Raw genomic sequence first — 12,296 nt, forward strand, 5'->3', positions numbered from 1 at the left:
CTTCCATCCGGCTGAGGCGAATCTCTCTTGCGCCCCGATTTGCGCGGTCCCCAGCGTCCACTAGGCTTAACCCCACAGCAGTCATCAATAACAAAGGTGTGGGTATGAGCCAGGTCGATTCAAGCGCAGGGGCCAATGATGTTCTGGTCAGCTTTCGTGGAGTGCAGAAGAGCTACGACGGCGAGAACCTGATCGTCAAGGACCTCAACCTGGATATTCGCAAGGGCGAATTCCTCACATTGCTCGGGCCGTCCGGCTCCGGCAAGACCACCAGCCTGATGATGCTCGCCGGCTTCGAAACGCCGACCGCGGGCGAAATCCTGTTGGCCGGGCGCGCCATCAACAACGTGCCGCCGCACAAGCGCGACATCGGCATGGTGTTCCAGAACTACGCGTTGTTCCCGCACATGACGGTGGCCGAGAACCTGGCGTTCCCGCTGACCGTGCGTGGCATGAACAAGAGCGACGTCAGTGCGCGGGTCAAGCGCGTGCTGAGCATGGTCCAGCTCGATGCCTTCGCCCAGCGCTACCCGGCGCAGCTCTCCGGTGGTCAGCAACAGCGTGTGGCATTGGCCCGTGCGCTGGTGTTCGAGCCGCAACTGGTGCTGATGGACGAACCCCTCGGCGCACTCGACAAGCAGCTGCGTGAACACATGCAGATGGAGATCAAGCACCTGCACCAGCGCCTGGGCGTGACTGTGGTCTACGTGACCCACGATCAGGGCGAAGCCTTGACCATGTCCGACCGCGTGGCGGTGTTCCATCAGGGCGAAATCCAGCAGATCGCTCCGCCGCGCACCCTCTACGAAGAGCCGAAAAACACCTTCGTCGCCAACTTCATCGGCGAGAACAACCGCCTCAATGGCCGCCTGCACAGCCAAACCGGCGACCGTTGCATTGTGGAACTCGGGCGCGGCGAGAAAGTGGAAGCCTTGGCGGTCAATGTTGGCCAGACCGGCGAGCCGGTGACCCTGTCCATTCGTCCGGAGCGAGTGAGCCTCAACGGCTCCAGCGACCAATGCGTCAACCGCTTCTCCGGGCGAGTCGAGGAATTCATCTATCTGGGCGACCACGTCCGGGTTCGCATGGAAGTCTGCGGCAAGACCGACTTCTTCGTGAAACAGCCAATTGCCGAGCTTGATCCCTCGCTCGCCGTCGGCGATGTGGTACCGCTTGGCTGGCAGGTCGAGCACGTTCGCGCGCTCGATCCACTTTTAGAGGCGCATTGATCGCCCCGGCAACACCAACACCAACCCTGCACGTGGAGAGAACAATAAATGTTGAGATCCCTGAAATTCACCGCTTTGGCACTGGGCATGATGGGCGCGGCACACGCAATGGCGGCCGGCCCGGATCTGACCGTGGTGTCCTTTGGCGGTGCGAACAAGGCGGCTCAGGTCAAAGCCTTCTACGCACCTTGGGAAGCGGCAGGCAACGGCAAGATCGTGGCCGGCGAGTACAACGGCGAAATGGCCAAGGTCAAGGCCATGGTCGACACCAAGAGCGTGTCCTGGGATCTGGTAGAGGTTGAATCGCCGGAACTGTCCCGTGGTTGCGACGAAGACATGTTCGAGCAACTGGACCCGGCGCTGTTCGGCAAGACCGAAGACTACGTCAAGGGCGCCATCCAGCCTTGCGGCGTGGGTTTCTTCGTGTGGTCGACCGTGCTGGCCTACAACGCCGACAAACTGAAATCCGCACCGACCAGCTGGGTGGACTTCTGGGACACCAAGCAGTTCCCGGGCAAGCGTGGCCTGCGTAAGGGCGCCAAGTACACCCTGGAATTCGCACTGATGGCCGACGGCGTTGCGCCGAAAGACGTCTACAAAGTGCTGGCTGGCAAGGACGGTCAGGACCGCGCGTTCAAGAAGCTCGATGAGCTCAAGCCGAACATCCAGTGGTGGGAAGCTGGCGCACAACCGCCGCAATACCTCGCTTCCGGTGACGTGGTCATGAGTTCGGCCTACAACGGTCGTATCGCTGCCGTGCAGAAAGAAAGCAACCTGAAAGTCGTGTGGAACGGCGGCATCTACGACTTTGACGCATGGGCCATTCCCAAAGGTCTGGATGCCAAGCGCGCCGAAGCGGCGAAGAAATTCATCGCCTTCTCGGTACAGCCACAGCAGCAGAAGACCTACTCGGAAAACATCGCCTACGGCCCGGCCAACACCCAAGCCGTGCCGCTGCTGGCCAAGGATGTCCTGAAAGACATGCCGACCACCCCGGAAAACATCGCCAACCAGGTGCAGATCGACGTCAGCTTCTGGGCTGACAACGGCGAGCAACTGGAGCAGCGCTTCAATTCCTGGGCTGCGAAATAAGCAGAGGGCTCGCCCTCCTGTGAGGGCGAGCTTTAGTGGCGAGGGGGCTTGCCCCCGTTCGGCTGCGTAGCAGTCGTAAAACCATTGCATGCGGTGCATCTGATGCATCGGGAATGCCGGTTTCGGGGTCGCTACGCGACCCAACGGGGGCAAGCCCCCTCGCCACAAGTTCGCTCCCACATTAACGATTGATCAAAGATTTGCGGAGTACGTCATGGCTATCGCCGTTCCCCTGAACGAGGGCACCAGCCCCACCTTGAAGCAGCGGCTCAAGCACGCCGAGCGGGTCAACCGCTGGAAGGCCCAGGCGTTGATCGCGCCGCTGGTGCTGTTTCTGTTGCTGGTGTTCCTGGTGCCGATCGTGGCGCTGCTCTACAAAAGCGTTGGCAACCCGGAAGTGGTCGGCGGCATGCCGCGCACCGTGACTGCCATCGCCAGTTGGGACGGCCGTGGCCTGCCCGCTGAACCGGTTTACAAAGCTGCGGCCGAAGACCTCGCCGAGGCTCGCAAGAATCAGACCCTGGGCGATCTGTCCAAGCGCCTGAACATGGAACTGGCCGGCTATCGCAGCCTGCTGACCAAAACGGCCCGCGCCTTGCCGCTTGCCACTGAACCGGCCTCCTATAAAGAAGCGCTGGAAGGCCTCGATGAGCGTTGGGGCGACCCGGCCTACTGGCAAGCGGTGCGCCGCAACACCAGCAGCATCACCCCGTATTACCTGCTGGCGGCTGTCGATCACCGCATCGACGACCTCGGCGAAATCGCCCCGGCCACCCCGGACCAGGCGATCTACCTCGACATCTTCGCCCGCACCTTCTGGATGGGCCTGATCATCACCGTGATCTGCCTGGTGCTGGCGTATCCTCTGGCTTACCTGCTGGCGAACCTGCCATCGCGCCAGAGCAACCTGCTGATGATTCTGGTGCTGTTGCCGTTCTGGACCTCGATCCTGGTACGAGTCGCGGCGTGGATCGTGTTGCTGCAATCGGGTGGCCTGATCAACAGCGGCCTGATGGCCATGGGCATCATCGATAAGCCGATCGAGTTGGTGTTCAACCGCGTCGGTGTCTACATCTCGATGGTGCACATCCTGCTGCCGTTCATGATCCTGCCGATCTACAGCGTGATGAAAGGCATCTCGCCGACCTACATGCGCGCCGCGATTTCCCTCGGCTGCCATCCGTTCGCCAGCTTCTGGCGGGTGTACTTCCCGCAGACCTATGCCGGTGTCGGCGCCGGTTGCCTGTTGGTGTTCATCCTCGCCATCGGCTACTACATCACCCCGGCATTGCTGGGCAGCCCGAACGACCAAATGGTCAGCTACTTTGTCGCCTTCTACACCAACACCAGCATCAACTGGGGCATGGCGACCGCACTTGGTGGGCTGCTGTTGCTCGCGACGGTCGTGCTTTATCTGATTTACAGCTGGCTGGTAGGCGCAAGCCGCCTGCGCCTGAGCTAAGGGGAGAACGAAATGCTGAGTCCTTATATGTCGCCCATCGAACGGGTGTGGTTCTACAGCTTGCGGATTCTCTGCGGCTTGATTCTGTTGTTCCTGATCCTGCCGGTGCTGGTGATCATTCCGCTGTCGTTCAACTCCGGCAGTTTCCTGGTGTACCCGCTGCAAGGCTTCTCATTGCAGTGGTATCACGATTTCTTCGCCTCGGCGGAATGGATGCGCGCCCTGAAGAACAGCATCATCGTCGCCCCGGCGGCTACGGTGCTGGCCATGGTCTTCGGTACGCTGGCGGCCATCGGCCTGACCCGTGGCGACTTTCCCGGCAAGGCGCTGGTGATGGCGCTGGTGATTTCACCGATGGTGGTGCCGGTGGTGATCATCGGTGTGGCCAGTTATCTGTTCTTTGCTCCGTTGGGATTGGGTAACAGCTTTTTCTCGCTGATCGTGGTGCATGCGGTGTTGGGTGTGCCGTTCGTGATCATTACCGTGTCGGCGACCTTGCAGGGGTTCAACCACAACCTGGTACGGGCCGCTGCGAGCCTGGGCGCTTCGCCGCTGACCACGTTCCGCCGGGTGACCTTGCCACTGATTGCGCCGGGCGTGATCTCCGGGGCGCTGTTTGCCTTTGCGACTTCGTTCGATGAAGTGGTGGTGACGCTGTTCCTCGCCGGCCCAGAGCAAGCGACCCTGCCACGGCAGATGTTCAGCGGCATCCGCGAAAACCTCAGCCCGACCATCGCCGCGGCCGCGACGCTGTTGATTGCCTTCTCGGTGATCCTGTTGCTGACCCTGGAATGGTTGCGTGGGCGTAGCGAGAAACTGCGTACTGCGCAGGTCTGAAGCCACACACCGATCCACTGCAACTTGTAGGAGCGAGCTTGCTCGCGATGGTCGCCAACGATAACGCGGGCCTTCTGAATGCCCGCGTCGCTCTCAGGTTCATCGCGAGCAAGCTCGCTCCTACAGTGTTATTTGGTGTTCCCGGAAACCTTGGTCATTCATGACCTGAATACCAGCCAACTCCAAATCCCCAGCTACTATTGTGCCCAGCTCCCCTATCTATAAGAGGCTGCGCACATGAGTCTTTCCTCTTTCAAAATCGCTCACAAACTGATCACCGGCGCAGGTGCCATCGAGCAGCTGGCCGCTGAGCTGACACGCCTGGACATCGACAACCCACTGATCGTCACCGACGTCGCCCTGGTCAAGTCCGGCACGGTAGAACTGGCACTGGCGCAGTTGGGTGGCCGCTCCTACGAAATCTTCGACCGTGTGCTGCCGGACCCGGAAATCGCCATCGTCGAAGATTGCATGCAGGTTTACCGCGACGGAGGGCATGATGGACTGATCGGTCTGGGCGGCGGGAGTGCCATCGACATTGCCAAGAGCGTGGCAGCCTACGCCGGGTACCACGGTGCGCTGGAGGACCTGTTCGGTATCGATCAGGTCCCGCGTAAAGGCCCACCGCTGATCGCCATCCCGACCACGGCCGGCACCGGCTCGGAAGTGACCAACGTCGCCATTCTTTCCGACAAGGTCGCGCAACTGAAGAAGGGCATTGTCAGCGACTACCTGTTGCCGGACGTGGCGCTGGTCAGCCCGCAAATGACCCTGACCTGTCCACGCAGCGTCACGGCGGCCAGCGGTGTCGATGCACTGGTGCACGCTATCGAGTCTTATCTGTCGGTCAACGCCTCGCCGATTACCGATTCCCTGGCTATCGGCGCCATCAAGCTGATCGCCAAGGCTTTGCCCAAGGCCTACGCCAACCCGTCGAACCTGCAAGCCCGGGAAGACATGGCCACTGCCAGCCTGATGGCCGGCATGGCGTTCGGCAACGCCGGCGTTGGCGCGGTGCATGCGCTGGCGTATCCGCTGGGCGGGCGCTTCAACATTGCCCATGGGGTCAGCAATGCCTTGCTACTGCCCTATGTCATGACCTGGAACAAGATGGCCTGCATCGAACGCATGCAGGATATCGCCGAGGCCATGGGCGTGAAGACCGCTCATTTGAGTCTCAACGAAGCGGCCGACAAAGCCGTGCAAGCCATGACCGAATTGTGTGCCGCCGTGGAAATTCCCCAGGGCCTGCGCAGTTTCGGTGTGCCCGAGGACGCCATCCCGTCCATGGCCGTGGAAGCAGCGGGGATCGAGCGCTTGATGCGCAACAATCCGCGCAAGTTGAGTGCCGTCGATATCGAAAAGATCTATCGCGCGGCGTACTAGAGCCATTGCCGTTGATGGATGATGGCAAGGTCCAATCATCGCGCTCACGGTGCGCGCGTCAAAGCATGAGGTATACAATGCGCGCCATCGTGATTCTGCTCAGTAAAGGTGCGTCATGCAGCCCTTCGTAATTGCTCCGTCGATTCTCTCCGCCGACTTCGCCCGCCTGGGTGAAGAAGTGGACAACGTCCTCGCCGCCGGCGCCGATTTCGTGCACTTCGATGTCATGGACAATCACTACGTGCCAAACCTGACCATCGGCCCGATGGTTTGCTCGGCACTGCGTAAGTACGGCGTGACCGCGCCGATCGACGCGCACCTGATGGTCAGCCCGGTGGACCGCATCGTGGGCGACTTCATCGAAGCCGGCGCGACTTACATCACCTTCCACCCGGAAGCCACCCAACACGTCGACCGCTCCCTGCAACTGATCCGCGAAGGCGGCTGCAAGTCGGGCCTGGTGTTCAACCCGGCAACCCCGCTGGACGTGCTCAAGTACGTGATGGACAAGGTCGACATGATCCTGCTGATGAGCGTCAACCCGGGCTTCGGCGGGCAGAAGTTCATCCCGGGCACCCTCGACAAATTGCGCGAAGCGCGGGCGCTGATCGATGCTTCGGGCCGTGACATTCGCCTGGAAATCGACGGTGGCGTGAACGTGAACAACATTCGCGAAATCGCTGCGGCTGGCGCTGACACCTTCGTCGCCGGCTCGGCCATCTTCAATGCGCCGAACTATCAGGAAGTCATCGACAAGATGCGTTCCGAACTGGCGCTGGCTCGCCCATGAGTGGTTTTGAGCAGCTGTTCCCGGGGCAACTGCCGCGGCTGGTGATGTTCGATCTGGACGGTACGTTGATCGACTCGGTCCCGGACCTGGCAGTGGCTGTGGACAAGATGCTGCTCAAACTCGGTCGCCAATCCGCCGGTCTGGAAGCGGTGCGCGAATGGGTCGGCAATGGCGCGCCGGTGCTGGTGCGTCGGGCGCTGGCTGGCGGTCTTGATCATGCTGCGGTCGATAACGACGAGGCCGAACGGGCGCTGGAGTATTTCATGCAGGCTTATGGCGAGAGCCATGAGTTGACCGTGGTTTACCCCGGCGTTCGCGACACCCTCAAATGGCTGCAGAAGCAGGGCGTCGAGATGGCGCTGATCACCAACAAGCCGGAGCGTTTCGTCGCGCCGCTGCTGGATCAGATGAAAATCGGTCGTTATTTCCGCTGGATCATCGGCGGTGACACCCTGCCACAGAAAAAACCCGATCCGGCCGCGCTGTTCTTCGTGATGAAAATGGCCAATATTCCGGCTTCGCAATCGTTGTTCGTCGGCGATTCGCGTAGCGACGTGCTGGCGGCGAAAGCGGCGGGAGTCAAGTGCGTAGCCCTGAGCTACGGCTATAACCACGGCCGACCGATCGCGGAAGAATCGCCGGCGCTGGTGATCGACGACCTGCGCAAACTAATTCCCGGTTGCCTGGATCCGGCCGCTGAGATAACGTTGGCCGACGCTGTCAAACCCCCTTCTGGAAACGCCATCGTGGTGGTCACTCGCAAACTCTGGATGAAAGTCATCAAGGCCCTGGCCCGCTGGCGTTGGCGCGCCTGACTTGATCCTGGCCGGTTTCCGGCGCGTTTGCATACCTGACTGTTCGATCCTCAAGCCACGAGGCACCTCATGATCCGCGAAGAATTCCTGCGTTTGGCCGCTGCCGGCTACAACCGCATCCCGCTTGCCTGCGAAACCCTGGCCGACTTCGACACGCCGCTGTCGATCTACCTGAAGCTGGCCGACGAGCCCAATTCCTACTTGCTGGAGTCCGTACAGGGCGGCGAGAAGTGGGGCCGTTACTCGATCATCGGCCTGCCGTGCCGTACCGTGCTGCGGGTTCACGATCATCACGTCAGCGTGACCGTCGATGGCGTCGAGACCGAAAGCCATGATGTGGAAGACCCGCTGGCCTTCGTCGAAGCCTTCAAGGCTCGTTACAACGTGCCGACCATTGCCGGCCTGCCGCGTTTCAACGGCGGCCTGGTGGGTTACTTCGGCTATGACTGCGTGCGTTATGTGGAAAAGCGCTTGGGCAAGTGCCCGAACCCGGACCCGCTGGGCGTACCGGACATTCTGCTGATGGTGTCCGACGCCGTAGTGGTGTTCGACAATCTGGCCGGCAAGATGCACGCCATCGTCCTGGCCGACCCGTCCCAGGATGACGCCTTCGAGCAAGGTCAGGCACGCCTGGAAGAGTTGCTGGAAAGACTCCGTCAACCAATCACTCCACGCCGTGGCCTGGACTTCAGCAAGCAACAATCGGCTGACCCGGTGTTCCGCTCCAGTTTCACCCAGGACGATTACGAAAAAGCCGTCGACACCATCAAGGAATACATCCTGGCCGGTGACTGCATGCAGGTCGTGCCGTCCCAGCGCATGTCGATCGATTTCAAGGCGGCGCCGATCGATCTGTATCGCGCGCTACGCTGCTTCAACCCGACGCCTTACATGTACTTCTTCAACTTCGGCGACTTCCACGTCGTGGGCAGTTCGCCGGAAGTACTGGTGCGGGTCGAAGACAACCTGATCACCGTGCGCCCGATTGCCGGCACCCGTCCGCGGGGAGCCAATGAAGAGGCAGACCTGGCGCTGGAAGAAGACCTGCTGTCGGACGACAAGGAAATCGCCGAACACTTGATGCTGATCGACCTCGGTCGAAACGACACCGGTCGCGTATCGGAAATCGGCTCGGTGAAGCTCACCGAGAAGATGGTCATCGAGCGTTATTCCAACGTGATGCACATTGTGTCCAACGTCACCGGGCAACTGAAAGCCGGGCTGACGGCCATGGACGCACTGCGGGCGATTCTGCCGGCTGGCACCTTGTCCGGTGCGCCGAAGATTCGCGCGATGGAAATCATCGACGAACTGGAGCCGGTCAAGCGTGGCGTCTACGGCGGTGCGGTCGGTTACTTTGCCTGGAACGGCAACATGGACACCGCCATTGCGATCCGCACGGCGGTGATCAAGAACGGCGAGCTGCATGTACAGGCCGGTGGCGGCATCGTCGCCGACTCGGTGCCGGCGCTGGAATGGGAAGAAACCCTGAACAAGCGCCGCGCGATGTTCCGCGCCGTTGCCCTGGCCGAACAGACCCCGGAAAGCTGAGTTCACCGCTAACCTTGTGGCGAGGGAGCTTTTGTGGCGAGGGGGCTTGCCCCCGTTCGGCTGCGAAGCAGTCGCAAACGCTGTCGACTCGATAAGGCTGAAAGAATGCAAGGGGTCGCTTTGCGACCCAACGGGGGCAAGCCCCCTCGCCACAAAATGTATTCACTCAAAAAAAACGCGGCGCCTGTGAGGGCGCCGCGTTTTTTATTGCCTGCACATCAGAAGTCCAGCGCAACACCTACGTTGATGCCTTGTTGGGTGAAGTCGTCGTCCTTGCGAATGTTATAGCTGGCGCGCAGTGCCAGGTCCTTGGTGAGGTTGTGGCTCACCCCCAGGTTCACACGTTGCAAGTGACTTTGCGGGGTGTAGCCTTCCAGCGTGAACTGGTTGTTCGGCAGGCTGTTGAGGTTGATGTCCACGTCCTGGGTATCGTCGTTGTACTCACGCTCGATTGCCGCTTCGCCGAACACCTGGGTTTGCGGGGTGATCTGGTATTTGCCCTGCAGGCCAGCGCCCAGGCGCCGGGAAATACGCTCCTGATCGGCAAAGGTCAGTGCCGTGGAATTGTTGCCGTCCTCCGAGTAACCATCGACTTGTACCTTGGAGAAGTCGGCGCTGACAAACGGCGACAGGTGCCAGGGGCTGCTGGCTTGTTGCGCAATGTCGTAACCCACGCGTGCGCTGAAGGCTTCGACGTAGCCGCTGGTATCGCCTTTTTCGCCGCGTTCGTTGACGCCCAGCTGGAATTTACGCTTGAGGCTGTCGTAATCCAGATGCCCGGCCGTCAACGCCGCGTCAGCCCACACACGGTTTTGCTGGTACTGGGCGAATGCCGTGCCCAGGTAAGTGTTGAGCTTGTAGTCGGAGTCGTTGTTGCCGGCTTCGAGTTCCTGGTTATAGGAACCGGCGACCAGACCAACACGCCAGGCATCGTCGAGACGATAGCTGCCGCCGATGTTCAGGTTGGCGCCGTTGCCGTCGGCGCTTGCCACGGTGTCCTGACCGTCAAAGTCCTGATGCTGCCCGCCGCCGGAAACAATGGCTCGCCATTGGCCGACACCTTGCCAGTTTTCCCAATCGGCCAGCCACTGGTTGCGCAATTCATCCTGATGCGCGCGCACGGTGCCCTGGGCCATTTCCGGCAACAGGGTCAGCTCCCACGGCGCCGCCAGCAGGGAGTACGCGTAATCGGCGATCAGGCGCTGCCCGGCTTCGGTGGGGTGCACCGAGTCGTTGTAGATCAGCTTGGTCGGGTCCGGCGTGGCGCTGTTGATGCCGTAGCGGGCGTTCTCGGTGCAACCGTTGCCGCTGAAGCAGGTGGTGATGAGGTTCTGGTCGGTGGCCAGGCCAAACTGTGCCGGGTTGGCGAAAGTCTCTTTGAGCAATACCGGAATGTTCAGCGGGATGACTTCGGCATTGATGTTTTGCAGTCGGCTTACCAGTTCAGTGTTGAACTGGGCGCTGAGCTGGGACGTGAACGCTTGCAGCGGGGTGCCGTTGAATGCGGGGGTAAAGCCGATATCGGGTAGCAACCAGACCATGACGTATCTGGCGCCGGCGGTTTGCAGCGTCTGCACGCTATCGGCCAGGCGGTCGGCGGCGGCACTGGCCTGTGGCAGGCTGGTGACGCGTCCTTGCAAGAAGTCGTTACCGCCACCTGACAGGTAATACAGTGCGTTCGGGTCGGCACGGAAGTTATTGGATGGAAGATAGCCGGCCCGGGTGCGTTCGCCGGTGGCGGAGGTGCTGGTAATCGAATCAAGAATCTGGTCGGTACGGTAGCCGCCTACAGCCCAGTTGTTACCATCGGGCTGGCCGTTGTTGGCGCGTACCGCCGAAGATGATGAAGCGGTCTGGTCCGCCGAGAACCCCAGTTTTCCGCCCAGAATCTGTGTGGAGTTGAGCGAGCGGACTTCGCCGCTGCCATCCAGGTACACCGGCCCGGTCCGGTTGGTGAAGCGCTGCGTCGCCCCGGCAGGCCCGCCCGTGTCGGCAAAGGTCCCTGCATCGTTGAGGCTGTCCCCGAAGACAACGAAATTTGTATAAGGATTAGGTGCGGCGTTCGCCTGGGCGCATGCGATCGCGAGCAAGCATCCTGCGAGCGGTACAAACAACGTCTGTTTGATCATGAGCAAGTCCGTTTATTTATTGTTTTAGTGAACGAAACGACAGTACCAAAAACTTCCGGCCTTTTGCCATCTGTCGCGAAGCCTTTGATAGTTTCGCGGGCAGCACCCCCGGTGATATTGCGCGCTCTGCCCAGCTAAGTTACTGTGCCGGGACGTACGAACGAGACCTTCCCCGTGTTGATCATCAGTAAACTCCTGGATCAAGTCATCAAGGCACACGCCCGCTGGCGTTGGCGCGCCTGAATTCTTTTGCCGGCTTCGCCGGACCTGTACCGCTTTGCCTTCTTTACCTGTTTGAAATGCCGCTTTGCTGGCGCTACACCGGCACCTGACAAAGTGCAGCGCTCTGCGGGTAAATCATTCGAAGGCCATCTTTAAAGTCAGTGAATTCAAGAGGTTCTTAACGCCATGTTGCTGATGATCGATAACTACGACTCCTTTACCTACAACGTTGTGCAGTACCTGGGCGAGCTCGGCTCCCAGGTTAAAGTCGTGCGCAACGATGAACTGACCATCGCTGAAATCGAAGCCCTCAACCCTGAACGCATCGTTGTGTCCCCCGGTCCTTGCACCCCGACCGAAGCCGGCATCTCGATTGAAGCGATCAAGCATTTCGCCGGCAAGCTACCGATTCTTGGCGTCTGCCTCGGCCACCAATCCATCGGCCAGGCTTTTGGCGGTGATGTGGTGCGCGCCCGCCAAGTGATGCATGGTAAGACTAGCCCGGTATTTCACGAGGACAAGGGTGTATTCGAAGGCCTGAATCGTCCGCTGACGGTGACCCGCTATCATTCATTGATCGTCAAGCGCGAAACCCTGCCCGATTGCCTGGAGCTGACCGCGTGGACCCAGCTCGAAGACGGCTCGGTCGACGAGATCATGGGCCTGCGTCACAAGACTCTGAACATCGAAGGCGTGCAGTTCCACCCTGAGTCGATCCTCACCGAACAGGGCCACGAACTGTTCGCCAACTTCCTCAAACAAACCGGCGGCACGCGCTAAGGA

At 60.5% G+C, this 12,296-nt stretch carries 10 protein-coding genes; 9 read left to right on the forward strand and 1 reads right to left on the reverse strand.

Annotation, left to right across the window (positions count from 1 at the left end):
- Window positions 1-104: 104 nt before the first annotated feature.
- From AC1RS8_RS24925 to trpE, 8 genes are all read left to right on the forward strand, one after another.
- Entirely contained in the window at window positions 105-1,229 is a 1,125-nt protein-coding gene (locus AC1RS8_RS24925) for an ABC transporter ATP-binding protein (RefSeq protein ID WP_046039490.1), read from the forward strand.
- Between the two features lie 48 nt (window positions 1,230-1,277).
- Window positions 1,278-2,321, forward strand: a complete 1,044-nt coding sequence (locus tag AC1RS8_RS24930; protein ID WP_057713080.1) for an ABC transporter substrate-binding protein — start codon at window positions 1,278-1,280, stop codon at window positions 2,319-2,321.
- A gap of 214 nt (window positions 2,322-2,535) precedes the next feature.
- Window positions 2,536-3,783 carry an ABC transporter permease gene (locus tag AC1RS8_RS24935; RefSeq protein ID WP_007980201.1) on the forward strand — a complete coding sequence of 416 codons (1,248 nt, stop codon included), beginning with the start codon at window positions 2,536-2,538 and terminating at the stop codon, window positions 3,781-3,783.
- Between the two features lie 12 nt (window positions 3,784-3,795).
- Window positions 3,796-4,620 carry an ABC transporter permease gene (locus tag AC1RS8_RS24940; RefSeq protein ID WP_007980200.1) on the forward strand — a complete coding sequence of 275 codons (825 nt, stop codon included), beginning with the start codon at window positions 3,796-3,798 and terminating at the stop codon, window positions 4,618-4,620.
- A 237-nt stretch (window positions 4,621-4,857) separates the two neighbouring features.
- Window positions 4,858-6,006, forward strand: a complete 1,149-nt coding sequence (locus tag AC1RS8_RS24945; RefSeq protein ID WP_057713081.1) for an iron-containing alcohol dehydrogenase — start codon at window positions 4,858-4,860, stop codon at window positions 6,004-6,006.
- A 115-nt stretch (window positions 6,007-6,121) separates the two neighbouring features.
- Window positions 6,122-6,796, forward strand: coding sequence for a ribulose-phosphate 3-epimerase (rpe, locus tag AC1RS8_RS24950; RefSeq protein ID WP_007980198.1), 675 nt, complete (start codon window positions 6,122-6,124; stop codon window positions 6,794-6,796).
- Window positions 6,793-7,611 (forward strand): phosphoglycolate phosphatase, encoded by an 819-nt coding sequence (locus tag AC1RS8_RS24955; RefSeq protein WP_057713082.1) that lies wholly within the window; start codon window positions 6,793-6,795, stop codon window positions 7,609-7,611. Before rpe ends, AC1RS8_RS24955 begins: the two co-directional genes overlap by 4 nt.
- A gap of 69 nt (window positions 7,612-7,680) precedes the next feature.
- Window positions 7,681-9,162, forward strand: a complete 1,482-nt coding sequence (gene trpE, locus AC1RS8_RS24960) for an anthranilate synthase component I (protein WP_154861049.1) — start codon at window positions 7,681-7,683, stop codon at window positions 9,160-9,162.
- A 218-nt stretch (window positions 9,163-9,380) separates the two neighbouring features.
- Here trpE and estP read toward each other — a convergent pair whose 3' ends face one another.
- Window positions 9,381-11,291, reverse strand: a complete 1,911-nt coding sequence (estP, locus tag AC1RS8_RS24965) for an esterase EstP (protein WP_489339327.1) — start codon at window positions 11,289-11,291, stop codon at window positions 9,381-9,383.
- A 408-nt stretch (window positions 11,292-11,699) separates the two neighbouring features.
- Between estP and AC1RS8_RS24970 the strand changes: the two genes are divergently transcribed.
- Window positions 11,700-12,293, forward strand: coding sequence for an aminodeoxychorismate/anthranilate synthase component II (locus AC1RS8_RS24970; RefSeq protein ID WP_007906885.1), 594 nt, complete (start codon window positions 11,700-11,702; stop codon window positions 12,291-12,293).
- Window positions 12,294-12,296 lie beyond the last annotated feature (3 nt).

This window comes from Pseudomonas sp. GW821-FHT12A04, from assembly GCF_058807755.1.

Bases quoted from the DNA above. Each gene is read 5' to 3' on its own strand.
- AC1RS8_RS24925 (WP_046039490.1), top strand. From the start codon at position 105: ATGAGCCAGGTCGATTCAAGCGCAGGGGCCAATGATGTTCTGGTCAGC.
- AC1RS8_RS24930 (WP_057713080.1), top strand. From the start codon at position 1,278: ATGTTGAGATCCCTGAAATTCACCGCTTTGGCACTGGGCATGATGGGC.
- AC1RS8_RS24935 (WP_007980201.1), top strand. From the start codon at position 2,536: ATGGCTATCGCCGTTCCCCTGAACGAGGGCACCAGCCCCACCTTGAAG.
- AC1RS8_RS24940 (WP_007980200.1), top strand. From the start codon at position 3,796: ATGCTGAGTCCTTATATGTCGCCCATCGAACGGGTGTGGTTCTACAGC.
- AC1RS8_RS24945 (WP_057713081.1), top strand. From the start codon at position 4,858: ATGAGTCTTTCCTCTTTCAAAATCGCTCACAAACTGATCACCGGCGCA.
- rpe (WP_007980198.1), top strand. From the start codon at position 6,122: ATGCAGCCCTTCGTAATTGCTCCGTCGATTCTCTCCGCCGACTTCGCC.
- AC1RS8_RS24955 (WP_057713082.1), top strand. From the start codon at position 6,793: ATGAGTGGTTTTGAGCAGCTGTTCCCGGGGCAACTGCCGCGGCTGGTG.
- trpE (WP_154861049.1), top strand. From the start codon at position 7,681: ATGATCCGCGAAGAATTCCTGCGTTTGGCCGCTGCCGGCTACAACCGC.
- estP (WP_489339327.1), bottom strand. From the start codon at position 11,291: ATGATCAAACAGACGTTGTTTGTACCGCTCGCAGGATGCTTGCTCGCG.
- AC1RS8_RS24970 (WP_007906885.1), top strand. From the start codon at position 11,700: ATGTTGCTGATGATCGATAACTACGACTCCTTTACCTACAACGTTGTG.